Origin of the sequence: Aeromonas sp., from assembly GCF_050633025.1 — a bacterium.
Classification (GTDB): Bacteria; Pseudomonadota; Gammaproteobacteria; order Enterobacterales; family Aeromonadaceae; genus Aeromonas.
Map to the genome: position 1 here is coordinate 25,727 of NZ_JBODRQ010000004.1, position 24,524 is coordinate 50,250.

Sequence of the window (24,524 nt, forward strand, 5' to 3'; positions counted from 1 at the left end):
TTCCAAATGGTCGCGGTTGTAATAAAGGCCCGCCGTCTGGCGGGCCCTGCTTGTTATGCGACTTGTTGCTTTAAATCAATGAGCAATGATGTACATATCTTTGGTATAGAGGTTATCCAGCGGGTTGTCCGGATAACCACCGACATAGGATTTTACCATGCGGGGGGTAACGTACTGATAAATAGGGGCGATTGGCATATCCTTTGCAAGAATAGCCTCAGCCTGGGCATAGAGCTTGTTACGAGCCACATCGTCAACCTGATCGCGAGACTCCTCCATCAGCTTGTCGTAAGCCAGGTTAGAGTACTTACCATCGTTGGTACCGTGGGTGGTCTGCATCAGATCCAGCATGGAAGAGGCTTCGTTGTAGTCGGCGTTCCAACCAGCACGAGCCACTTCAAACTGCCCCTGTTTCTTGGTTTCCAGATAGGTTTTCCACTCCTGGTTGACCAGGCTCACCTCCACCCCCAGCTTCTTCCACATGGAGGCAACGGCGACCGCTACTTTCTTGTGGTTGTCATCGGTGTTGTAGAGCAGCTCGAACTTGAGCGGCTTGCTGGCATCGAAACCAGCTTCGGCTAGCAACGATTTTGCCTTGGCATCGCGCTCAGCCTGGGTCATCTTCGACCACTCGGCGACCACTGGCTTGAAGCCATCGACATAATCCGGGGTCAGACCATAAGCAGGGGTTTGGCCCTGGCCCATCACCTTGTCGGCGATCACGTTGCGATTGATAGCGTAGGAGAGCGCGGTACGCACCCGTACATCATCAAACGGCTTCTTCTTAAAGTTAAACTGGTAATAATAGGTGGCCACCAAACCGGTCACCTTCAACTCGTTCGGGTAATCCTTCTTGAGCTGCTTGAAACGCTCAATTGGTGTTGTGTGGGTCAGGTCCAGCTCACCGGCCAGATAGCGGCTCAACTCGGCGTTGGTGGACTGGATCGGCAGGTAAGTTACCTTGTTGATGACCGTCTTGGCATCATTCCAGTAGTGTTTGTTGCGCTCAAGATCGAGACGCTCGTTCACTACCCAGTTTTTCAGCACATAAGCGCCATTACCCACCATATTGCCTGGTTGGGTCCATTTCTCGCCAAACTGCTCGATCACCTTCTTCGGCACCGGATAGGTGGTGGTGTGGGAGAGCATGTTGACAAAGTAAGGGATCGCTTTCTCGAGCTGTACCTCGAAGGTGTAGTCATCGGTTGCCTTCACGCCCAGCGTATCAACCGGCTTCTTGCCAGCAATGATATCTGTCGCGTTGGCGATGGTCGGCATCTCCAGATACCAGGAGTAGGGAGAGGCCGTCTTGGGATCCACTGCGCGGTGGAAGGCGTAAACAAAATCGTGGGCAGTGACAGGGTCACCGTTGGACCACTTGGCATCTTTGCGCAGGTGGAAAACGTAGTGCTTGTTGTCCTTAGTCTCCCAAGACTCGGCAACGCCTGGCAACACTTCCCCTTTGGGACCGGACGTCACCAGTCCCTCAAACAGGTCACGCAGGACATTGGCTTCAATCGTGCCATCACTTTTGTGCGGATCAAGGGTCGCAGGCTCCGAGCCGTTGCCTTTTACCAGTTGCTGGATATCCGCCAGCTTAGTTCCCGCCGGGACTTCGGCAGCCTGAGCCACATTGCTCCCCCCAAACAGGGCCGCCATCAGCAGTGTGTTTATCATTGTTTTTTTATGAGTCATTTCCTTACTCCAACAAGAACATTCCATGCATTACTTAAAAAATGAAGGGGGTTGCAACCCGCTCCCAGCATAATTCCCTGCCAATTCCGATATTGCAACAGATATTGTCAGGATAATCGTCACTCAGCGGTCAAAAAATCAGCTGACATATGCATTTCCAGCATTAAAGCATCATCGTCACGCTAGATTTTCATACAAACGACCAATTCTAGAAAAGGCTGAGCAAAAAGCAACCAATAAAAAACCGGTCACAGGGACCGGCTTTCATAAAACAAACCTGGCTCACATCAGGCTGGGGAAGACACCCTTGATACCGGCCACCATTATCTCGATACCGAGCGACATCATGATAAGGCCCATAATACGGGTCACCACGTTGATGCCAGTATTGCCCATGATCTTGAACAACAGCGGGGCAGCGCGGAAGATGAGCCAGGAGCAGAAGGAGAATAGTACCACCACCACTGACATTCCGAGCAGCTGCTGCCAGTGGCTTTGGCTGGCATAAACGATGACCGAGGAGATGGCACCCGGGCCCGCCATCAGCGGCAGCGCCAACGGCACTACGGCGATAGACTCGCGTACTGCCAGTTCACCCTTCTCCTGTTTGTTGTGTTTCACCTCACCCAGCTTGCCCTGCAGCATCGACCAGGCAATCAGGGTTATCAGCGACCCACCTGCGATCCGGAACGATGCCAACGAGATGCCAAACCCATCGAGGATCAACTGTCCCATATACATGGAGACCAGCAGAATGATCATTACCGCGATATTAGCAGTAGTATTGGTTTTCATCCGCTCGGCCTGGGTATGTTGACTGGTCAGACTGACAAACACCGGCAAAAGACCAAGCGGGTTGATGATTGCGAACAAACCGACAAAAAACTTCAGATACAAAGAGACGTCAATCGCTGCCATAGGCGCCTTCCAATAGAGTTTCGGGCCCATAGGGCCAGTCCATTAATTTCGTTCGTAAATTTACATCATAGCCAGAGCAGGCACCAATCAAATAATCTCACCATCTGGAGGGGTTTTCAGTTAGTTCATCTAATGTATCTGCTCCGACTGGCATAAACCGATACCAAAAACCCGATCCAAGTTACCAGAGTGAACAAAAGCCAGCTTCAGCATGGATAGGAGACTGTGATTCAATCAACATCGAACCCAATGGACCCAGTCACCACATGTTTCTCTCTCAGACTCGGCAGTTCTGATAGTGCTCCTGTATCGCTCACCACAACGAAAACCGGGAAAGTGGACCACAAAAAAGCCCCCTCGGAGGAGCAAAACGGATTTGCCATGGATTAAAAAAACAATCTTTTTCGCAAAAAATGCGGGATTAAAGCGCATTTGTCGGTGATTTTGAAACCGATCCACGCATCCTTGCCAACCCAAAGCGCCAAAACGGCTCTGCAATAGCATGGTAAAGTGCGATTAACCACTTGATAAATGAGGTTTATTAGCCTGTCTCTCTCCTTCCCCTTTGATACACATTCCGCTAACATCAATCGGACAAGGATTGTGAAAGAAAATTTCTTTTGTTCTTTTGTTACACATGATCCAGATCAAGCTTTTCTGAGTCAGCCCCGCTCTATAATCGACTCAGAAAGCGCTTTAGTAAGGCATGTAAAAAAGCTGTTGCAAGGATATCGCCTTGACAGGGCGACTATAATTGCCGGGCATTGCCAACGTCTTACTAAACAGTTTTCAAATAATCAGGAGATAAACATGGCAGTAACCAATTTGGCTGAACTGGATGCTCTGGTCGCCCGCGTTAAGCAAGCCCAGCGTGAATTCGCCAGCTTCTCTCAAGAGCAGGTAGACAAGATCTTCCGTGCCGCCGCCCTGGCCGCCAACAACGCCCGTATCCCCCTGGCCCAGATGGCCGTGGAAGAATCCGGTATGGGTATCATCGAAGACAAGGTTATCAAGAACCACTTCGCCTCCGAATACATCTACAACAAGTACAAAGAAGAGAAGACCTGCGGCATTCTGAGTGAAGACACTCAGATGGGCACCATCACCATCGCCGAGCCGGTAGGTATCATCTGTGGTATCGTTCCGACCACCAACCCGACCTCTACTGCGATCTTCAAATCCATGATCGCGCTCAAGACCCGCAACGCCATCATCTTCTCCCCGCACCCCCGTGCCAAGAACTCCACCAATACCGCAGCCAAGCTGGTACTGGATGCAGCCATTGCCGCTGGTGCGCCGAAAGACATCATCGGCTGGATCGACCAACCGTCCGTTGAGCTCTCCAACGCTCTGATGAAGCATGAAGACATCAACCTGATCCTGGCCACCGGTGGCCCGGGCATGGTGAAAGCAGCTTACTCCTCTGGTAAGCCTGCTATCGGTGTGGGTGCCGGTAACGTGCCTATCGTTATCGACGAGACCGCCGACGTGAAGCGTGCTGTTGCGTCCGTGCTGATGTCCAAAACTTTCGATAACGGTGTGGTCTGTGCTTCCGAGCAAGCTGTCATCGTGGTTGATGCCATTTACGACCAGGTTAAAGAGCGCTTTGCATCTCACAAGGGCCACGTGCTCTCCAAAGAAGATGCTGACAAGGTGCGTAAAGTCATCCTGATCAACGGTGCCCTGAACGCCAACATCGTTGGCCAACCAGCCACCAAGATTGCCGAGATGGCAGGCGTGACTGTACCGGCTGATACCAAGATCCTGATCGGTGAAGGCGCCAAGCTGTGTGCAGAAGATGAGTTTGCTCACGAGAAATTGTCCCCGCTGCTCGGTATGTTCCGTGCAAGCAGCTTCGAAAACGCCGTTGAGATGGCCTGTGACATGGTCAACATCGGTGGTATCGGCCACACCTCAGGTCTGTACACCGACCAGGACCGCAACGCTGACCGCATCAAGTACTTCGGCGACAAGATGAAGACTGCGCGTATCCTGATCAACACTCCGTCTACCCAAGGCGGTATCGGTGACCTGTACAACTTCGCAATGGCACCGTCCCTGACCCTGGGTTGTGGCTCCTGGAGCGGTAACTCCATCTCCGAAAACGTGGGTCCGAAGCACCTGATCAACAAGAAGACAGTCGCAAAACGGGCAGAAAACATGCTGTGGCACAAACTTCCGAAATCCATCTACTTCCGTCGTGGTTCCCTGCCGATCGCTCTGAGCGACCTGGAAGGTAAAAAGCGTGCCATGGTCGTGACCGACCGCTTCCTGTTCAACAACGGCTACGCCGATGAACTGGTCAGCCTGCTGAAAGCACAGAATATGGAAGTGGAAGTGTTCTACGAAGTAGAAGCTGACCCGACCCTGGCTGTGGTTCGCAAGGGTGCCGAGATGGCCAACTCCTTCAAACCGGACGTTATCCTGGCGCTGGGCGGTGGTTCACCGATGGATGCTGCCAAGATCATGTGGGTGATGTACGAGCACCCGAACACTGCGTTCGAAGATCTGGCCATGCGCTTCATGGACATCCGCAAGCGTATCTACAAGTTCCCGAAAATGGGCGTGAAGGCCGAGCTGGTCTGTATCACTACCACTTCTGGTACCGGCTCTGAAGTCACTCCGTTCGCAGTCGTGACCGATGAGGTGACTGGTCAGAAATACCCTCTGGCTGACTACGAACTGACCCCGAACATGGCCATCGTTGACGCCAACCTGGTCATGGGTATGCCGAAGTCCCTGTGTGCCTTCGGTGGTATCGATGCCGTGACTCACGCCATGGAAGCCTATGTTTCAGTACTGGCTAACGAGTACTCCGACGGCCAGGCGCTGCAAGCCCTGAAAATGCTGAAAGAGTACCTGCCGTCCAGCTACCTGAACGGTGCCAACGACCCGGTTGCTCGCGAGAAAGTACACAACGCTGCGACCATCGCCGGTATCGCGTTCGCCAACGCCTTCCTGGGTGTGTGCCACTCCATGGCTCACAAACTGGGTGCCGAGTTCCACATTCCGCACGGTCTGGCTAACGCCCTGCTGATCAGCAACGTCATCCGCTACAACGCGAACGACAATCCGACCAAGCAGACTGCGTTCTCCCAGTACGACCGTCCGCAGGCTCGTCGTCGTTACGCCGAAGTCGCTGACCACCTGGGTCTGACTGCTGCCGGTGACCGCACCGCTGCCAAGATCGAGAAGCTGCTGACCTGGCTGGACGAGCTGAAGGCCACCTTGGGTATTCCGGCATCTATCCGCGAAGCTGGCGTTGCCGAGGCTGACTTCCTGGCCAAGGTTGACCAGCTGTCCATCGAAGCCTTCGATGACCAGTGCACCGGTGCCAACCCTCGCTACCCGCTGATCAGCGAGCTGAAGCAGGTTCTGCTGGACTCCTACTACGGTCGTCCCTTCACCGAAGCCGCTCCGGTAACTGCTGCCCCGGTTGAAGCCAAGGTTGAAGGCAAGAAGAAATCCAAGGCCTGATAACCAGTCCTGAGATAACAAGCCCGCGCACTGCGCGGGCTTTTTTTATCTGACACTTGCCACTTGCCACTAATCACAGCAATCATCTCCCTGCCGATTGCGCTAGTGCAGCCCCTAACTTCCCAACCAACCAACCAACCAACCAACCAACCAACCAACCAACCAACCAACCAACCAACTAGCCCCAGCCAATCCGTTATCAACATCCCAACCTGTGACTCTGTATTGATGGGCCACCTGTGATAACAAGAGCACGCTCCATCACCTCCTCTCCCCTACCCGCAACGCAATTACCCTGACGAGCATATGCGAGCCAACGCCAGAGCTAAAGGTGTGATAAACAGGATAAGCGGAGCCTCGCTAACGCAATGCAGCAGATCTGCGACTGGCATACGTGCAGGGCCAACCGACTGGCAGGAACAGAGCCATGATAATGCGCAGAGAAAGCGGGAAAGACTGTCAGTGAAGAGAGTTGTTGCACCGGTTGCTCAACCGACACATCAGCAGTTGCCACGAAACAAAGATAAAAAAATGGCAGCCATCTGGCTGCCATTGGGAGAGCACGATTCAGCGATCAGAGGGTCGCTGCCACTTCGTCGGAGATGGAACCGTTGTGGTACACCTCCTGCACATCGTCCAGATCTTCCAGCATGTCGATGAGGCGCATCAGCTTGGGCGCGGTCTCGGCATCCAGCTCCGCTTCGGTGGAGGGGATCATGGTCACTTCGGCGCTCTGGGCCTTGAAGCCGGCAGCTTCCAGACCGTCCAGCACGGTACCGAAGTCGTTCGGGGTGGTGTACACCTCGATGGTGCCATCCTCTTCGGTGACCACGTCATCGGCACCCGCTTCCAGCGCGGCGTCCATCAGGGCATCTTCGTCAACACCAACGAAAGTCAGCAGACCTTTCTTGCTGAACAGATAGGCAACGGAGCCGTCGGTGCCCAGGTTGCCACCGCACTTGCTGAAGGCGTGACGCACTTCGGCTACGGTACGGTTACGGTTGTCAGTCAGGCACTCTACCATCACGGCAGAGCCAGCCGGGCCGTAACCTTCGTATACGATGGTCTCGAGCTGTTCGCCATCACCACCACCGGCACCACGCTGAATGGCACGGTTGATGGTGTCGCGGGTCATGTTGTTGGTCAGGGCGGCAGTCACCGCAGCACGCAGACGCGGGTTGTTGGCCGGATCGGCATCACCCAGACGCGCGGAGGTAGTGATTTCGCGGATCAGCTTGGTGAAGATCTTGCCACGCTTGGCGTCCTGAGCAGCCTTGCGGTGTTTGATGTTGGCCCATTTACTGTGACCTGCCATAGAGACTCTCCGTTATTTTTTAAATGTCAGTAACACACGTCATTGCTAACGCAAGGGGAACAGGGAGGCCGCTACGCGACCTCCGGTGCCCGGAAGGGCTTACTCATCACCCTTGACTGTGGTTGCAATCGCCAGCTCGCCCAGTTGGGCGGCGTTGGCAAGGCTGGGGGCGTCGGTCATCAGACAGGCGGCCGCAGTGGTTTTCGGGAAGGCGATGACGTCCCGAATGTTTTCGGTGCCGGTCAGCAGCATGCTGAGACGGTCCAGACCGAAGGCCAGACCGGCGTGCGGCGGGGTGCCGTACTTCAGCGCATCCAACAGGAAGCCGAACTTCAGGCGCTGTTCCGCCGGGGTGATCCCCAGGATGTCGAACACGGTGGCCTGCATCTCGCTGTTGTGGATACGGACAGAACCGCCACCCACTTCGTAACCGTTGATCACCATGTCATAGGCGTTGGCATAAGCCGCCACCGGGTTGGCTTTCAGCTGCTCCGGGTTCAGGCCGCTCGGCGCAGTGAACGGGTGGTGCATGGCGGCCAGACCACCTTCGCCATCCTCCTCGAACATCGGGAAGTCGATAACCCACAGCGGTTTCCAGCTGTTCTCCAGCAGGCCCAGATCGCGACCCACTTTCAGACGCAGGGCGCCCATGGCATCGCAGACCACTTTCTTGCTGTCAGCGCCAAAGAAGATGATGTCGCCGTCGGCTGCGCCGGTACGGGCCAGGATCTCGCGCACGATGGCGTCAGAGAGGAACTTGGCAACCGGAGACTGCACGCCTTCGAGGCCGTTGGCCGCTTCGTTGACCTTCATCCAGGCCAGGCCCTTGGCACCGTAGATGCCGACAAACTTGGTGTACTCGTCGATCTGCTTGCGAGAGAGCTCGGCGCCGCCCGGAACTTTCAGGGCTGCCACGCGGCCTTTCGGATCGTTGGCCGGGCCAGCGAACACGGCGAACTCGACAGCAGTCAAGAGGTCTGCCACATCGACCAGCTCCATCGGCAGACGCAGGTCCGGCTTGTCGGAGCCGTAGCGACGCATGGCTTCGTCGAAGGTCATGATCGGGAAGTCGCCCAGATCCACATTCAGGATGTGCAGCCACAGTTTGCGGATCATCTCTTCCATCACTTCACGCACCTGCGGCGCGGTCATGAAGGAGGTCTCCACGTCGATCTGGGTGAATTCCGGCTGGCGGTCGGCACGCAGGTCTTCGTCACGGAAGCACTTGACGATCTGGTAGTAGCGATCGAAGCCGGACATCATCAGCAGCTGCTTGAACAGCTGGGGTGATTGCGGCAGAGCGTAGAACTTGCCCTTGTGCACGCGGCTCGGCACCAGATAGTCACGGGCACCTTCCGGGGTGGCCTTGGTCAGCATCGGGGTCTCGATATCGAGGAAGCCGTGCTCGTCCATGAAGCGGCGTACGAAGGCGCTGGCCTTGGCACGGGTCTTCAGGTACTTGGCCATCTCGGGACGACGCAGATCCAGGTAGCGATACTTGAGGCTGATCTCTTCGCTGTTGACCTGATTGAAGTCCAGCGGCAGCGGCTCGGCACGGTTGATGATGTTGAGTTCGTGGGCGAACACTTCGATGGCACCAGTGGCCATGTCGCTGTTGCGCTGGGACTCGGGACGGGTGCGCACCACGCCGGTCACCTGGATGCAGAACTCGCCGCGCAGTTCGGAGGCCAGGGCGAACGCGTCGGGCTTGTCCGGATCAAAGAACACCTGGACGATCCCTTCCCGATCGCGCATATCGATAAAGATCAGGCCGCCGAGATCACGACGACGATGGACCCAACCGCACAATGTAATGGTCTGCCCTGCATGGGCCTCATTGACCTGTCCGCAATAGATAGAGCGCATGGACTTCTTCCTTCGAAATTGTAGAGAGACGGTTAACCTTGGGCCGCCGGGCACGACTGGCAAGCACCGTCTGTCTCACAGCTGGCCAGATTCTTTTTCTTACCCGGTTTGAAATCAGTCTCGTACCATCCGGTTCCCTTGAGCCGGAAGCCTGCCGCCGATATCAGCTTGACCAGATTCGGCTTGCTACAGGCCGGACAGTCGGTCAGGGGGGCATCGGAAAGCTTTTGCAGTTTTGCCAATTCATGGCCACAGACGTCGCAACGATATTCGTAGATAGGCATGGGTCACAAGAAATTGAAAAACAAAAGGGCTGGCATTATAGAGGAAAACCTCCTTTTGGGTAAAATGGCCAGCAGCCTCCTTTCGCCAGTTTTTTGCACTAGATGGCAAAAAGCGGGCAAAAAATCGGCACGAATGCACCAAGAGCGAAGAGATTAGCCATCATGAGCCTCTATTTGGGCCTGCCGCAGTGGTCCCACCCCAGCTGGCCCGGCCAGTTGCTGGGCCTTGGCGCCAAGCCTGCCGAACACCTTGCCCACTACGCCACCGTGTTCAATTCGGTGGAGGGCAATACCACTTTCTACGCCCTGCCGACACCAGGAACCGTGCAGCGCTGGGCCGATGCGGTGCCGAACCACTTTCGCTTCAACTTCAAGTTTCCACAAACCATCAGCCACCAGAGCGATCTGGTGGGCGCAGATAAACAGGTAACCGACTTTATCCGGCTGCTCGCCCCGCTGCACGACAAGCTGGGCCTGCTCACCCTGCAGCTGCCCGCCCGTTTCGGGCCAGAGGGGCTGGCCAGACTGGCGGCCTTTATCGAGCGGCTGCCGCGGGCGTTTCGCTACGCCCTCGAAGTGCGTCACCCTGACTTCTTCGCCAAGGGGGAGGCCGAGCGGGCATTGAACCGGCTGCTGATGGAACAGGGTGTGAACCGGGTGATGCTCGACAGCCGGCCACTCTTCTCGGTGCCAGCAACCACGCCAGCCCTTGTCGATGCCCATGGCAAGAAACCGCGCCTGCCGGTGCATCTGCTGGCCACCGCCAACGCCCCCATGGTGCGCTTTATCGGCCTGCCGGATCCGGCGGCCAATCACCCCTTCCTACCCGGCTGGCTCCCCCACTGGCGCCAGTGGCTTTCCGAGGGCAAGGATCTCTACCTCTATATACATACTGCCGACAACGCCCAGGCGCCTGAGCTGGCCCGCCAGATCACCCGCTTGCTGAAACATGAGATGGCCCCCTGGCCGGGGGAAAACGATCGCCTACAGCAGGGAGTGCTGCCCTTTTAACCAGTACCACTACCAACCCTTGGCGCCCCCGACCAAACGTGCAAAAAAAGGGACCTTTTTGTGGTTTGACAAGCCCTGGCGTCAAGACAAACGGCCACCAATCCTCTACACTAGCGCCCCAAGCAAGGGTCCGGAACATGGCCCGTACGAACAGGACAGGTCCAAAGGATTTCACGACCAGCCACCCTGTTCGTAAACAGGTGATAAATCTACTCTGATGGGTGTCACCCAACGACTCAATTGAACAATACAGCCGGGTGATGTCCCGACTGTCAGGTTGCGCCAGCATGCAGACCAAAGACCAAATTTTTGCCGCCCCGATCGCCCGATTGGGTGACTTCTGTTTTGACGAACTGGTCGTCGACGTATTCCCCGATATGATCCAGCGCTCGGTGCCGGGTTACAGCAATATCATCTCCGCCATCGGCATGATGGCCGCCCGCTACGCCCAACCGATGAGCCGACTCTATGATCTCGGCTGCTCACTGGGCGCCGCGACCCAGGCGATGCGTCGCCATATCAGCCAACCCGGCTGCCGCATTACCGCGGTGGATCTCTCCCACCCGATGATCGAGCGCGCCCGCGCCCACCTCTCCGGTTTCAAATCCGAGGTGCCGGTAGAGCTGGTAGAGGCGGATATCTGCGACATCGCGATCGAGAACGCCTCCGTGGTGGTGCTCAACTTCACCCTGCAATTTGTCGAGCCAGAGAAACGGGCCGCCCTGATCCAGCGTATTCACGATGGGCTGCGCCCGGGCGGGATCCTGATCCTGAGCGAAAAGTTCCGCTTCGAAGATGAACCGGTCAACGAGCTGCTCATCGAGCTGCATCTCGACTTCAAGCGGGCCAATGGCTACAGCGAGCTGGAGATCAGCCAGAAACGCACCGCCCTTGAGAACGTGATGCGCACCGACAGCCTGCCGGTGCATCAGGCCCGTCTGCGAGATGCCGGTTTCGTCCATCAGGATCTCTGGTTCCAGTGCTTCAACTTCGGCTCCATGATTGCCATCAAATCCAGCGACGCCCAGCCATGATTGACTTTGCCAATTTCTATCAACTGATTGCCAAAAACCGGCTGAGCCACTGGCTGCATACCCTGCCCGCCCAGCTACACGCCTGGCAACATGACAACCAGCATGGCGATCTGCCGCGCTGGAACCGCGCCCTCAACAAGCTGCCGGTGGTCTCCCCCGGCAACATCGAGCTGAAAAGCCGGGTCGAGATTGGCTCGGCCGAGAGCCTTGGCGAAGGGGAGCGCAAGAAGGTCGATAGCCTGCTGCGCCACTTCATGCCCTGGCGCAAGGGGCCGTTCACCGTGCACGGCATCCACATCGACACAGAGTGGCGCTCTGACTGGAAGTGGGATCGGGTGCTGCCCCATATCAGCCCGCTCGAAGGCCGTTACGTGCTGGATGTGGGTTGCGGCAGCGGCTACCACCTCTGGCGCATGGTGGGTGAAGGGGCTCGGCTTGCAGTCGGCATCGATCCGAGCCCGCTGTTCCTCTGCCAGTTCGAGGCCATTCGCCACTTCGCGGGCAATGATCAGCGCGCCCACCTGTTGCCGCTCGGCATTCAGGAGCTGCCGGAGCTGCGTGCCTTTGACACCGTCTTCTCCATGGGGGTGCTCTATCACCGCAAATCCCCCATCGAGCACATCGAGCAACTGCGCAATCAATTGAAAGATGATGGCGAGCTGGTGCTGGAGACGCTAGTGATCGATGGATGTGTCAACGATGTGCTGGTGCCCACCGACCGTTACGGCAAGATGCGCAACGTCTGGTTTATTCCCTCAAGCCGCGCCCTCAAGCTGTGGGTCGAGCGTTGCGGCTTCACCGATGTGCGGATAGTAGACGAGAATATGACGAGCACCGACGAACAGCGTCGCACCGACTGGATGATTAATGAATCCCTGAGTGATTATCTGGACTCAGACAATCCGGCTCTCACGGTAGAAGGACACCCGGCGCCGAAACGTGCCGTACTGATTGCCCGCAAGGCCAAAGACTAGCCGATGGCGCTTGTGAAAGTTACACTGACCCAATTCCAGGAAGCACAGTTAAATGAATGACATGAAAAGCAAATTTAAAGGAATGACCCTGCTCTCCCTGCTCAGTCTCGGTGGGTGTGTCAATATGGAAAAAGCGCCCCAGGTCCCAGCTCTGACGCTGGCCGAGCTTCGTAGCGAGCTGAGTCAGAGTGAGCAACGCCTGCAAACATCCATGGAACAGCAACAGAAGCAGTATGTGCAACAACAGCACCTGCTGGTTCAGCTCAACACAGATGTCACCAATATGAAAGAGTCCGTCAAACAAGTAGACCACAAGATCGCCACTCTCCCCTCCGAGCAGCCCAAACCAGTGGCTATTCCTGCCGAGAAGTGCCCGGCCCCCAATCAGGGTCACACCATCGATGGCAAGCTGATGGTGGGTGAAGCGGAGTGGATCTGGGTTGATGCCGCTAACGACGCCTTCCAGGCGCGGGTCGATACCGGTGCGACCACCTCCTCCATCAGTGCCCAAGAGATCACCATTTTTGAGCGCAACGGCAAAAACTGGGTGCGCTTCTTCCTGAGCCATCAGGAGGTGGACGACAAGATCCAGATCGAAGCGCCGCTGGTGCGCCATGTACGGGTGCGTCAGGCCTCTGCCGACGATCTGGATCGCCGTCCGGTGGTGCGTCTGGCCGTGCGCATCGGCGACATGACCGAGAAAGCCGAATTTACCCTGAAAGACCGTAGCGACATGACCTTCCCCGTGCTGCTGGGTCGTGAATTTTTGAAAGACATCGCCGTGGTCGATGTGGCCCGCGAATATATCCAACCCAAACCCAAGCTCAAGGATGTGAAATAATCCATGGTTTCCCGTAAGCCGTTCTATTTGCTGGTAGCCCTGCTGTACATTGTCGGCCTGGGGATGACGATCTATCACCATATCGCGTTGGATGTACCGCTGACGCCCGGTGAAAAGCGCCAGATCTGGTCTATCGAAGCCAAGCTGGAGTTCGAAGCGACCGGAGATCCGGTGATCGCCTCCTTGGCCATTCCTGGAACCCAGCCCGGTTTCACCCTGATGAACGAGAATGCCGCCAGCCCCGGCTACGGCCTCTCCTTTGTCGAGAAAGATGGCGATGCCCGCGCCGAGTGGTCGATCCGCACCGCCACTGGCCGTCAGGAGCTCTACTACCGCGTCGACATGATGGCCGATGCTAACGCCAAACCGGCCGCCAACCCGCAGCCGCCCGCCATCGAGAAGCAGATCGAGAGTGAGCCTTACGCCACCGCGATGAAACAGATCCTGGAGCGCGCCCAGGAGCGTTCCGCCGATGGCTACACCCTGACTCGCGAGATCATCAAGGAGATCGAGAAGCAGGAGCAGAATGCCGAGCTGCTGAAAAAGCACAAGAGCCGTGCCAACCTGATCGCAGAGCTGCTCAACAATGCTGACGTGCCGACTCGGGTAGTGCATGCCTTGAACCTGGAAGATGGCCGCCGTCGTCAGGAGTTGGTGGATTACCTGCAGGTGTTCAACAGCCCGACAGACTACAAGCTGTTCAACCCGAAAACCGGTGAGCTGGGTCGTCCTGCCAACCTGCTGCTGTGGGAATACAACTCCGGCGCACTACTGGATGTGACCGGTGGTCACAACTCCCGTGTCAGCTTCTCGATGATCGAACAGGAGCAGCCGGTCAGCGTTGCTCTGGCGCAGAAGTTCGAAAAATCAGAGATGATGAACTTCTCCATCCACGGCCTGCCGCTGGAAGAACAGACCTTGTTCAAGGGCTTGTTGCTGATCCCGATCGGCGTGCTGATGGTGGTGTTCCTGCGGGTACTGGTAGGGATCAAGACTTCCGGTACCTTTATGCCGGTACTGATCGCGGTTGCCTTTATCCAGACCTCTCTGGTTACCGGTCTCATCGGCTTCCTGCTGATCGTCGGCACTGGTCTCATCATCCGCTCCTATCTGTCGCGGCTTAACCTGCTGCTGGTTGCCCGAATATCGGCCATCATCATCATGGTTATCTCGATGATAGGGATCTTCTCCGCGTTCGCCTTCAAGCTGGGACTGACCGATGGTATGAAGATCACCTTCTTCCCGATGATCATCCTCTCCTGGACCATTGAACGGATGTCCATCCTGTGGGAAGAAGAGGGCCCGAAAGAGGTATTCCGCCAGGGTGGCGGCTCCCTGCTGGTGGCTGTCATCGCCTATCTGGCCATGGATAACGAACTCATTCGTCACCTCACCTTCAACTTCCTCGGCCTGCAGCTGGTGCTGATGGCGACCGTGTTGTTGATGGGTAACTACACCGGCTACAAGCTGAGCGAACTCAAGCGCTTCAAGCCGCTGGTAGACGAAATGCGTTCCGGTGCCACCCCGGGTAAGGACAAGTAACAGATGTGGTTCTGGGAAAAATACACCACCCCGTGGAGCCTGTCGCAGGCAGGCATCCTCGGCATGAACAAGCGCAACCACTCCTACATCAGCCGCTACAATCCGCGCAGCCTCTATCCGCTGGTGGATGACAAGCTGCAGACCAAGCAAATTGCGCTGGATGCAGGGGTTACCGTGCCCGAGCTGATCGGTACTATCCGTGCCCAGCACGATGTGGGTCGCATCACCAAGCTGGTAAAAGATTGGCCGGGCTTCTGCATCAAGCCGGCTCGTGGCTCGGGTGGCAAGGGGATCCTGGTGATCCTGCGCCAGGAAGATGGCCTCTTCTACAAGCCCAACGGTAGCGCCTCCAACGGTCAGGATCTGGAGCGCCATGTCTCCAACATTCTGGCGGGGCTCTATTCGCTGGGGGGCAAGCCCGACGTGGCGCTGGTCGAAGGCCTCATCAACTTCGATGATGTGTTCGACGGCTACTCCTTTGAAGGGGTACCCGATGCTCGGGTCATCATCTTCAAAGGCTTCCCGGTGATGGCGATGATGCGCCTCTCCACTGCCGCCTCGGATGGCAAGGCGAACCTGCACCAGGGCGCCGTGGGGGTGGGTCTGTGCCTGCGTACCGGTCGTGCCCTGCGGGCGGTGCAGTTTGGCAATCCGCTGCGCCACCATCCGGATACCGGCCTCGACCTCTATGAGCTCAAGGTCCCCCACTGGGATACCCTGCTCACCCTGGCGGCCTCCTGCTACGAGATGTCGGGTCTGGGCTACATAGGTACCGACATGGTGCTGGACAAGTTCCGCGGCCCCATGCTGCTGGAGCTCAACGCCCGTCCCGGTCTTGCCATCCAGATCGCCAACGGTCGCGGCCTGGTGCCCAACCTCAAGACCATCGAGAAGCTGGGCCAGGTGAAGATGAACGTGGAGCAGCGGGTCAATTTCGCCAAGGATCACTTCGGGATCTTTGAGGAATAACGCCTCCGCTTGTGAACTGAGCGCGCCTATGGCGCGCTTTTTTATGGTGATTATTTGTCTGTCGGCATATCCCCCGCCTATGGGTCAGCCCCTCATTTCGAAACGACGAGTACGCCAACGAACGACAGCTTGGAATAGCTAAGGAACCAGAAGAGTGTGACCGCTATGTCAGGGGATAGATAAATCGCAGATATAAAAAACCGGCGCCAAAGCGCCGGTTCTTCAAGCAGAGTGCGACCGATTACAGGGAGTCAGCATTCTCGGACAGGTACTTGGCAACGCCATCCGGAGAGGCTTGCATACCTTTTTTGCCTTTTTCCCACTGAGCCGGGCACACTTCGCCATGCTCTTCGTGGAATTGCAGGGCATCGACCATGCGCAGCATCTCGTCGATGTTGCGGCCCAGCGGCAGATCGTTGACAACCTGGTGCCGAACAACACCGCTCTTGTCGATCAGGAAGGAGCCACGGAACGCCACACCGGCTTCCGGATGCTCAACGTCATAGGCTTTGCAGATGTCGTGTTTCACGTCGGCGATCAGCGGGTACTTCACCTGACCGATACCGCCATCTTCCACCTTGGTGTTGCGCCATGCGTTGTGGGAGAACTGGGAATCGATGGAAACACCGATCACCTCCACGCCACGCTTCTGGAACTCTTCATAACGGTGATCGAAGGCAATCAGCTCGGACGGGCAAACGAAGGTGAAATCGAGCGGGTAGAAGAAGACAACGGCAGCTTTGCCTTTGATGTGGGATGACAGGTTGAATGAATCAACGATCTCGCCATTACCCAGAACAGCTGCGGCGGTAAAATCGGGTGCAGGACGGCCTACCAATACCATATTCAATTCCTCTTTATGTGAAGTGAACAATCCGGTCCGGATTGGGCTACCTAGAGTCGAGTCCATCTAATTCAAGCGACAAACTAAAGACCCGATGGTAGATTAGTTAAATCAAATTAAATAGATAGCATCAATCGAGTTTTTCCATGCAACGTTGGCCCAGCCTCAAACAGCTGCAATATCTGGTCGCTCTCGACGAGCACAAGAACTTCAACCGCGCCGCCAAGGCCTGTCATGTCAGCCAGTCAACCCTGAGTACTGGGATCCAGACGCTGGAGGACATGATGAACCTGCAACTGGTGGAGCGGGACCACAAGAGCTTCATTATGACCCCTGTTGGCATGGAAATTGTCGACCGGGCTCGCAATTTACTCTCCGATGCACGGGATCTGATGGAACTAGGACAACATCAGGGCGGTGTGATGCAGGGGACGGTGCGTCTTGGCTGCATTCCCACCATAGCCCCCTTCCTGCTCAGCAAGCTGCTCAAGGTATGCAACAAGGCCTATCCTGACCTCGAATTGTTGCTGCGTGAAGACACCACCAGCAATCTGCTCAAACAACTGGAACAAGGCCAACTCGATCTGCTGATCCTCGCCTTGCCCATCGAGATCAGCGGTTTTCACTGCAAAAAGGTCGGTCAGGATCCCTTCCACATGGTGATGCCCGCCAGCATGGCGGCCGGTCTGCACACCCCGTTTGACTACAAGGAACTGCCCAACCAGAGCATCTTCCTGCTGGAGCGAGAGCACTGCCTCACCGAGCATGCGGTGAGCGCCTGTCGACTACGTGACAAGAGCAAGATCAATCCGTTCGCCGCCACCAGCCTGCACACCCTGGTACAGATGGTGGAAGCGGGTCTTGGCACCACCTTCCTGCCCCAGATGGCCATCAACGCCGGTATTCTCGATAACTCCGAACTGGTCGCCATCCCGCTGCCGGGCGAACACCCCTACCGCGAGATCGGACTGGTGTGGCGCCCCAGCACCACCCGGGTGCAGACTTTCTACAAGCTGGCCGAGCTGCTCAAGCCACTAATCAGCCCCGTCTCCTGACATCAGCCCCCAAGCGCCAGCCTTAGTGCTGGCGTTTTTCTGTAACAAAGCAACCCTTTTTGTCACATGTCGCTAGGTGTCTGGCCAATACCTTGTTTATGATGGAAAAGTTGTCGTACCAAACGTGCCCTGCCACACCTGTTTTGTCACGTTTGTTCTGGAGAATATGTCCCGATGCATCATCATCCGTTACTGCCGCTCCTGCTAACCCTGCTGCTGGCAGCCTGCTCCAGTACGCCGGAGCCGCCTCCGGCCCCCCGGCAGAGCAGTGCCTTTGATGGCTTCTATCAGCAGTGGCGCGGTGTCCCTTACCGGATGGGCGGTGCCAGCCGAGACGGACTCGATTGCTCCGCCTTCACCCAACTCGCCTACAGCCAGGTATTGGGGGTCAACCTGCCAAGAACCACCGAATCTCAGGCCAGCATTGGCAAACCGGTGGATCGCTACCGGCTCAAGCACGGGGATCTGGTCTTCTTCAAGACCGGCTGGCAGCAATATCATGTGGGGGTATACACAGGTGCTGGCGAGTTTATTCACGCCTCCACCAGCAAGGGGGTGATCCGCTCGCGGCTCGACAACGTCTACTGGAACAGCCGCTACTGGCAGGCTCGCCGCCTCACCCAGTAGGGTTCCCGCAATCAGGCCCGCATCACACACGCGAGGGGCACACCTTATTGCGCCCGAGTCTATGTCTATCCAACCCGATTTATAACTCAATTGAAACCAAAACCTGATCTTCACATCTTTATGTGATAAGGTGGTGACCAACTTTTGACACCTTCGCTCTTTTCTTGACCGTTATTTGTCTTAAGTGACACTTATTAACGGCAAAAAACAGGAAGACTCACAGACAAGGCGCAAGGTGCCTGCGACCGGCTCCGTCAGGGTGTGGGGCCGCCGCAGCAGCGGTATCAATCGTCAAATTGATAAGGAGATCGTGCAATGAAACATTATCAAAGCTGGCTGGGGCAATACCTGATGAGTCGCCGTGACGGCGACCACGCCATGGCATGCGAGATGGCGAGTTCCATCTGCGAGTTCTGGCAGCAACAGGGGGATGAAAACGAACTGAACAAGTGGCAGCAGATCTACCAACACCATCTGGAAAAAACCACCTGATCCCGATCGCCTCTTGCTGCCAGCCATCCGGTGTTGGCAGCAAGGCAACTTGCCAGCATCCCGCCCAAACAAAAAATGGCCGAGATATCCTCTCGGCCATTATTAGCTCGGTCAAAGACTCAAGCCAGAATATTACTCTTGTTCAACTTATTAGAAGTTGTACTGCAGACCGATGTTGTACTGGTCGTCTTTCTTCTCCAGGCCCTGGATCATGTACTCACCGTAGGCATTCAGCTTGGAGGTAAAGTTGTACTGAACACCCAGAGCTACGTGGTCAACCACATCCTGGTAGCCGACGGTAGAAGCGTTCTTACGAACTTCGGCCTTGTTGTAGGCAGCCAGCAGTTTCCATGCATCGATGGTGTAGGAAGCAGCCACTTCGTAGCCCTTGCCTTCATCCTTGGCACCGGTGGTCTTGTTCTTCAGCTCACCTTCGGTGTACATAACGGCACCGTAGAAGCCACCCAGGGTGTAGCTGCTAGACACAGCCCATTCATTCTTCTCGCCATTCTGACCAACAAGAGAGTTCTTGCCCTCCAGATCAGAGCTGGCATAACCGGCGTTCAGGCCGAGACCGAAGTCAAAGGCATAACCGGCTGCAACAGCATAGGCACTCTTACGCTTGACGTTTGCAAACTCGATGATTTTGAAGTCGTCTTCTGCGCCATTGTCGACCTTGGCGGTGTCATCGGTAGTTTGATAGGAAGCCTTGCCGGTGAAGCCACCAATGGTGTTGGAGTAGATGACCTGACCTTCCTGACGACCTTCGTAGAAGTTCGCTGCGTCACCATATTCATTCATGATATCGGTTGCGGCGATGGCATCGTAAAATGCGGTGTCATCTTGACCAAAGATCACTTTACCATTTTGGCCGCCATCGAAACCAACCCAAACCTTACGAGCCTTGAACTTGCTGGAATCAGAGTTTTCTGCAGCAGCCTGCCATTCGGTCTTGGCAATAGCAGACCAGGTGTTGTTCAGACCTACTTTGCCGGACCAACCCAAACGGGTAGAACCAACCAAAGAGTCATCAGTAGTGTCGTACTGACCAACATAGTTAGCCTGTACACGGCCGAATACGTCGAAAGAGGTACCGTCTTTGTCATAGATCACGGCGGCGTTAGCGGCGGATGCAAACAGAGCCGGAATAGCAATAGCCAGAATTGTCTTTTTCATAGTTTCCAATGCCTACTGTAATTAAACACTAAGTTGTTGTTATTCCCTGTGTTAGCGATGTTCTTTGCATCACTATGCCGCCGAGACTAGCACCGGATTTTTTGAACCGCAATGAAAAAACTTGGAACTTTTTATGAAAACCATAGTCTCGGAGGAAAAAACGTGAGCCAAGTCTCACCTAACGGTAAGGAAAATAGGAAAACGTTTACAATTCATTTTGCTGATTATTGGGACTCAAATAGGTTTTTTCACCTATAAATAATGCTAACCACCTGATAATCAACCAGAGTGGTCTGATCAGCGTAACACTATCGTGAAAATGGTTGTTCTCTCGACCTCACCAAGGAGTTGCAGGTATCCTTGTCCTCCAACCAGCTCCCGATTTGGCCTTCTCTTTATGCTCTCGACTCGCCTCAAAGCCACCATTCGTCAAACCTATCGCCAGATCGCGGATGGATTACCCGGTTTTGTGCCGCGCAAAGAGCAAAACTTTCTGGTAGCAGAGATAGCCAAAACCCTGACCGGCGAATACGACAAACAGCGCCGGATCCTGGTGGCCGAAGCGGGCACAGGTATCGGCAAATCTCTCTCTTATGCGCAAGGTGCCATCCCGGTGGCGCGGCTCACCCAGAAGAAGCTGGTGATCTCTACCGCCACCGTGGCCCTGCAAGAGCAGCTGATCCACAAAGACCTTCCTTTTTACCACCGCCACAGCGAGCTGCCGTTTCGCTTTATGCTGGTCAAGGGACGTCAGCGCTACTGCTGCGAGCATCTGCTGGAGCAGGCAGCCAGTGGCGCCGAGATGGCCAACTTTGAGCTCGACTTTTTTCTGCAAAATACGGGCAGTCTGAGCAAATCCAAGCCATCTGACAGCGACAAAGATCGCTACCAGGCCCTGTGGCAGGCCTACACCAATGGCAAGTGGGACGGGGATCGGGACAACTGGCCAGAGCCCATTCCCGACACTTGCTGGGATCGCATCGCCGCCGACCGCCACACCTGCAACAAGGCGCTGAGCCATCACCAGCACTGCCCCTTTCATCGCGCCCGCAACGACATGGAGAGCGCCGATGTGCTGGTGGTGAACCATGCGCTACTGCTCTCCGATCTCACCATGGGCGGAGGCATCATTCTGCCGCCCCCCGATGAGTGCATCTATGTGCTGGATGAGGCCCATCACCTGCCCACCATCGCCCGGGATCACGGCGCAGCATCGGCCAGCGTCAAAGGCTCGCGTCGCTGGCTGGAGAAGCTGGTACAGAGTGCAGGCAAGCTGGCGCGGACTCTTAATAAGGAGAGCCTGCTCGACCCCCAGCTCAAACTGCAGGATGCACTGGCCTCCATCCAGCCCGATCTGAAGGCGATCGAGCAGTGGCTCAGCGCCAACGATCGGCTGTTTGGCACGGAACCTCACTACCGCTTCGCCGAAGGGGTGCTGCCGGATCCTCTGCCCATGTTGGCGGAGAATCTCAAGGAGTCGAGCAAGAAGGCGCTGCGGGCGCTGGATCGGATGCAAGGGGCCATAGGTGAAGCGCTGAAAGATGGCGAGATCCGCCGCAAGGAGGCCGAACCCCTGCTGGCCGAGAGCGGTTTTCATCTGCAGCGGCTGGAGAGTTTCTGCGCCCTGTGGGAGATGCTGGGGCGCCATGTGCCGACCGGCAAAACCCCGCTCGCCCGCTGGATGGCCAAGAGCGATGACGGCGATATCTGGCTGCACGCCTCACCGATTGAGGTGGGCTATCTGCTGGAGGAGTGGCTCTGGTCGAAATGTTTGGGGGCCGTGCTGGTCTCGGCGACCCTCACCGCTCTCTCTTCCTTTAGTTATTTTCGCCATCAGGTGGGGCTCAAGGAGCATGACGGTACCCGCTATCTGCGCCTGCGCTCCCCCTTTGACTATCAGAAAGCCGAGCTCTATCTGCCCAAGATGGAGCACGAACCCAGCTCGCCCGCCTTTACCAATGAACTCATCAGCGTGCTGCCACGCATTCTGGCGGGCAAGGAGGCGAGTCTGGTGCTCTTCTCCTCCTACCGCCAGATGAATGAGGTGGCCATTGGCTTGCGAGCCAAGGGACTCTCGCTACTGGTGCAGGGGGAGGCTTCTCGCAATGCCCTGCTCACCCTGCACAAGCAAAAATGCGATGGCGGTCAGGCCAGCATCCTGTTTGGTACCGGCAGTTTCTCGGAGGGGCTGGATCTGCCGGGTCACTATCTCACCAATCTGGTCATCACCAAGCTCCCCTTTGCCGTGCCCAACTCGCCGGTTGAGGAGGCTACCGCCGAATGGGTGGAGCTGCGAGGAGGCAACCCCTTTCTGCAACTGACGGTGCCAGAAGCATCGCGCAAACTGATCCAGGCCTGTGGCCGCCTTATCCGCAAAGAGGCCGATCGGGGGCAGGTCACCATTCTGGACCGGCGTCTGCTGACCAAACGTTATGGCAAGGGGTTGCTTGATGCCCTCCCCCCGTTTACACGGCGTATCGAGTAAATCAGTCGGCCGCTATTGATAAACAAACTGACAGCAGTGCGAACGTTGACCGCAAGAAAGAGCCATTGCTGCAGTAGGCCAAACCTGTAAAAATGAGCCCCTGTTTTCAGTGGGCAATCGCCTGACTGTTCAAGGAGATGAAATGAAACTGACTGTTCTGGTACCGGCGCTGGCTGGTCTGTTGTGGGCCGGTAGCGCCCTTGCTGATGCCCAATTGGAAGTGACCACCCCGTATGTCGTCCAGCTGATCGATGGTCAATCCATCAACCCCAAGCTGCTCGACAAAACCAGCACCTTCCCCCTCTCTGCCGGCAAACACCAGTTGGTCGTTGCCTTTGAAGGCAACTACTCCAGCCGTAACGAAATCAAGCTGGTGACCACCGAGCCGCTGGTGCTGAACTTCACTGCCGCCGACAACCAACAGCTGGTGCTGGACTACAAAAAGCCCCGCAACGAAGCCGAAGCCAAGCAGTTTGTCAAAGATCAAAAAGTGGCGCTGAAAGACAAGGCCAGTGGTCAGCAAGTGAGTAGCGAACAGTTCGTGATGCCGAAAGTAGAAGGCTTCCAGCTGACCCGTGACTATCAGCAAGAGCTGATCAACATGGGCAAGGCCTTCAATCAGCCCAAGACAGTCGCCGTCTCCTCTGCTGCCGTGATGGCTGCCGCCAGCGCACCGGTTCAGGTTGCCCCCAGCAAGGCGCAAAGCAATCCGGAAGCGCTGACCCAGTTGCAAAACTGGTACAACAAGGCCGATGCGGAAACCCGCAAAGCCTTCCAGATCTGGGTTATCCAGCAGCAATAAGCCGGGCTGAAATATTGACTGAAAAGGGGAGCCAAGCTCCCCTTTTCCATATGCTGCGGTCTCACTCACGACGCGTCTTGATTTATGCGCTGCCACTTCCCCTTTATATAGGGAGTGCATACATGGATTCATCTGCTGATTTCATATATAGAAAGCGCCACCTTGCCAGGGAGAATGGCACCATGTCGTTGCACATTTTCTATCACCCTCTCTACTCCTCCCTGACGCTACCCGAGCGCCATCGCTTCCCGCTGGCCAAGTATCAAGGGCTGTTTGAACGCCTGCAGATGCAGGGTTACCCCCTTGGCGAAGCGCCGTCGGCCACCCAGGAGCAAATCTGTCGCATTCACAATGCCGATTATGTCGCGGCAGCCCTGAGCGGCCAGCTTGAAGCTCGCGCCATCCGCAAGATCGGTTTTCCCTGGTCACCCATGTTGATGGAGCGCACCTTGCGCTCGGTGGGTGCCACGATTGCCGCCAGCCGCTATGCACTTGAGCAGGGCTGCGGCTTGCAGATCTCCGGTGGCTACCACCATGCCCATCGGGATCACGGCAGCGGGTTTTGTCTGTTCAACGATCTAGTGATTGCCGCCCAGGCTTGCCTCGACGAGGGGCGCTGTGAACAGGTGCTGATCGTCGATCTCGATGTGCATCAGGGAGATGGCAGTGCGACCCTGTGCACCGGACGGCGCGATATCATCACCCTCTCCCTCCATGGGGAGCACAACTTCCCCCATCACAAAGCCGCCTCTCACCTCGACTTTCCGCTGCCAAGCGGCATGACGGACGATGCCTATCTCACCACACTGCAACAGGCGCTATCGCTAACGCTGCGGCTCTATTCGCCGGATCTCATCATCTATCAGGCGGGCGTCGATGTGCATCATGCCGACGAGCTTGGCTATCTCTCCCTGAGCGATGAAGGGGTTCGCCTGCGCGATGCCATGGTATTTGACTGTGCAATCAAGCATGGGTTACCCATCGCGGCGGTGCCCGGTGGCGGCTATCGCCGCGACTGGCAACAGCTGATCCCGCTTCATATGTTGCTGTTTGAAATAGCGCGCCACCGTTTTGGCTGATGGCATGGCTTGATAGCGCGGACACCCCATCAGAGTCG

At 56.3% G+C, this 24,524-nt stretch carries 20 protein-coding genes; 13 read left to right on the forward strand and 7 right to left on the reverse strand.

The window, feature by feature from the left end; all coding sequences use genetic code 11:
- Positions 1-75 precede the first annotated feature (75 nt).
- Together ACRAUW_RS01110 and ACRAUW_RS01115 are read right to left on the reverse strand one after the other, a co-directional pair.
- Complete coding sequence (locus tag ACRAUW_RS01110; RefSeq protein ID WP_431360819.1) at positions 76-1,695, reverse strand: ABC transporter substrate-binding protein; 1,620 nt, start codon at positions 1,693-1,695, stop codon at positions 76-78.
- Positions 1,696-1,977: 282 nt separating this feature from the next.
- Positions 1,978-2,613 carry a YchE family NAAT transporter gene (locus tag ACRAUW_RS01115; RefSeq protein ID WP_431360820.1) on the reverse strand — a complete coding sequence of 212 codons (636 nt, stop codon included), beginning with the start codon at positions 2,611-2,613 and terminating at the stop codon, positions 1,978-1,980.
- Positions 2,614-3,423: 810 nt separating this feature from the next.
- Here ACRAUW_RS01115 and adhE point away from each other — a divergent pair.
- Complete coding sequence (gene adhE, locus ACRAUW_RS01120) at positions 3,424-6,090, forward strand: bifunctional acetaldehyde-CoA/alcohol dehydrogenase (RefSeq protein ID WP_431360821.1); 2,667 nt, start codon at positions 3,424-3,426, stop codon at positions 6,088-6,090.
- Positions 6,091-6,664: 574 nt separating this feature from the next.
- Here the strand turns inward: adhE and ACRAUW_RS01125 are convergent.
- The 3 genes from ACRAUW_RS01125 to ACRAUW_RS01135 form a co-directional block, all read right to left on the reverse strand.
- Complete coding sequence (locus ACRAUW_RS01125; protein WP_005337681.1) at positions 6,665-7,405, reverse strand: YebC/PmpR family DNA-binding transcriptional regulator; 741 nt, start codon at positions 7,403-7,405, stop codon at positions 6,665-6,667.
- 99 nt (positions 7,406-7,504) lie between these two features.
- Complete coding sequence (gene aspS / locus ACRAUW_RS01130; protein ID WP_431360822.1) at positions 7,505-9,271, reverse strand: aspartate--tRNA ligase; 1,767 nt, start codon at positions 9,269-9,271, stop codon at positions 7,505-7,507.
- Between the two features lie 32 nt (positions 9,272-9,303).
- The gene (locus tag ACRAUW_RS01135) at positions 9,304-9,555 is read right to left on the reverse strand and encodes an FmdB family zinc ribbon protein (protein WP_005337686.1); all 252 of its coding nucleotides are present in this window, start codon (positions 9,553-9,555) and stop codon (positions 9,304-9,306) included.
- A gap of 162 nt (positions 9,556-9,717) precedes the next feature.
- Here ACRAUW_RS01135 and ACRAUW_RS01140 point away from each other — a divergent pair, with 162 nt between their 5' ends.
- The 6 genes from ACRAUW_RS01140 to ACRAUW_RS01165 all read left to right on the forward strand — a co-directional run bounded on the left by ACRAUW_RS01140 (position 9,718) and on the right by ACRAUW_RS01165 (position 15,926).
- Positions 9,718-10,566 carry a DUF72 domain-containing protein gene (locus tag ACRAUW_RS01140; protein ID WP_431360823.1) on the forward strand — a complete coding sequence of 283 codons (849 nt, stop codon included), beginning with the start codon at positions 9,718-9,720 and terminating at the stop codon, positions 10,564-10,566.
- 287 nt (positions 10,567-10,853) lie between these two features.
- Entirely contained in the window at positions 10,854-11,600 is a 747-nt protein-coding gene (gene cmoA, locus ACRAUW_RS01145) for a carboxy-S-adenosyl-L-methionine synthase CmoA (protein ID WP_431360824.1), read from the forward strand.
- Positions 11,597-12,574 carry a tRNA 5-methoxyuridine(34)/uridine 5-oxyacetic acid(34) synthase CmoB gene (cmoB, locus tag ACRAUW_RS01150; RefSeq protein ID WP_431360825.1) on the forward strand — a complete coding sequence of 326 codons (978 nt, stop codon included), beginning with the start codon at positions 11,597-11,599 and terminating at the stop codon, positions 12,572-12,574. The genes cmoA and cmoB overlap by 4 nt, the downstream gene beginning before the upstream one ends.
- Positions 12,575-12,626: 52 nt before the next feature.
- Entirely contained in the window at positions 12,627-13,415 is a 789-nt protein-coding gene (locus ACRAUW_RS01155; RefSeq protein WP_443111953.1) for an ATP-dependent zinc protease family protein, read from the forward strand.
- A gap of 3 nt (positions 13,416-13,418) precedes the next feature.
- Entirely contained in the window at positions 13,419-14,957 is a 1,539-nt protein-coding gene (locus tag ACRAUW_RS01160; RefSeq protein WP_431360826.1) for an inactive transglutaminase family protein, read from the forward strand.
- Between the two features lie 3 nt (positions 14,958-14,960).
- Positions 14,961-15,926, forward strand: a complete 966-nt coding sequence (locus tag ACRAUW_RS01165; protein ID WP_431360827.1) for an alpha-L-glutamate ligase-like protein — start codon at positions 14,961-14,963, stop codon at positions 15,924-15,926.
- Between the two features lie 241 nt (positions 15,927-16,167).
- On the opposite strand, the gene ACRAUW_RS01170 is transcribed toward ACRAUW_RS01165, so the two are convergent.
- Positions 16,168-16,770: a peroxiredoxin C gene (locus ACRAUW_RS01170; RefSeq protein WP_431360828.1), complete on the reverse strand. Its 603-nt coding sequence runs from the start codon at positions 16,768-16,770 to the stop codon at positions 16,168-16,170.
- A 146-nt stretch (positions 16,771-16,916) separates the two neighbouring features.
- Between ACRAUW_RS01170 and ACRAUW_RS01175 the strand changes: the two genes are divergently transcribed.
- From ACRAUW_RS01175 to ACRAUW_RS01185, 3 genes are all read left to right on the forward strand, one after another.
- Positions 16,917-17,825, forward strand: a complete 909-nt coding sequence (locus tag ACRAUW_RS01175) for a hydrogen peroxide-inducible genes activator (RefSeq protein WP_431360829.1) — start codon at positions 16,917-16,919, stop codon at positions 17,823-17,825.
- 174 nt (positions 17,826-17,999) lie between these two features.
- Positions 18,000-18,452 carry a C40 family peptidase gene (locus ACRAUW_RS01180; protein ID WP_431360830.1) on the forward strand — a complete coding sequence of 151 codons (453 nt, stop codon included), beginning with the start codon at positions 18,000-18,002 and terminating at the stop codon, positions 18,450-18,452.
- Positions 18,453-18,767: 315 nt separating this feature from the next.
- The gene (locus tag ACRAUW_RS01185) at positions 18,768-18,944 is read left to right on the forward strand and encodes a hypothetical protein (RefSeq protein ID WP_431360831.1); all 177 of its coding nucleotides are present in this window, start codon (positions 18,768-18,770) and stop codon (positions 18,942-18,944) included.
- A gap of 150 nt (positions 18,945-19,094) precedes the next feature.
- On the opposite strand, the gene ACRAUW_RS01190 is transcribed toward ACRAUW_RS01185, so the two are convergent.
- The gene (locus ACRAUW_RS01190) at positions 19,095-20,120 is read right to left on the reverse strand and encodes a porin (RefSeq protein WP_431360832.1); all 1,026 of its coding nucleotides are present in this window, start codon (positions 20,118-20,120) and stop codon (positions 19,095-19,097) included.
- A gap of 397 nt (positions 20,121-20,517) precedes the next feature.
- Here ACRAUW_RS01190 and dinG point away from each other — a divergent pair, with 397 nt between their 5' ends.
- From dinG to ACRAUW_RS01205, 3 genes are all read left to right on the forward strand, one after another.
- Complete coding sequence (gene dinG, locus ACRAUW_RS01195) at positions 20,518-22,605, forward strand: ATP-dependent DNA helicase DinG (RefSeq protein WP_431360833.1); 2,088 nt, start codon at positions 20,518-20,520, stop codon at positions 22,603-22,605.
- A gap of 142 nt (positions 22,606-22,747) precedes the next feature.
- On the forward strand, positions 22,748-23,407 hold the full coding sequence (locus ACRAUW_RS01200) for a YccT family protein (RefSeq protein ID WP_431360834.1): 660 nt from the start codon (positions 22,748-22,750) through the stop codon (positions 23,405-23,407).
- Between the two features lie 182 nt (positions 23,408-23,589).
- Positions 23,590-24,486 (forward strand): histone deacetylase family protein, encoded by an 897-nt coding sequence (locus tag ACRAUW_RS01205; RefSeq protein ID WP_431360835.1) that lies wholly within the window; start codon positions 23,590-23,592, stop codon positions 24,484-24,486.
- Positions 24,487-24,524: the final 38 nt, after the last annotated feature.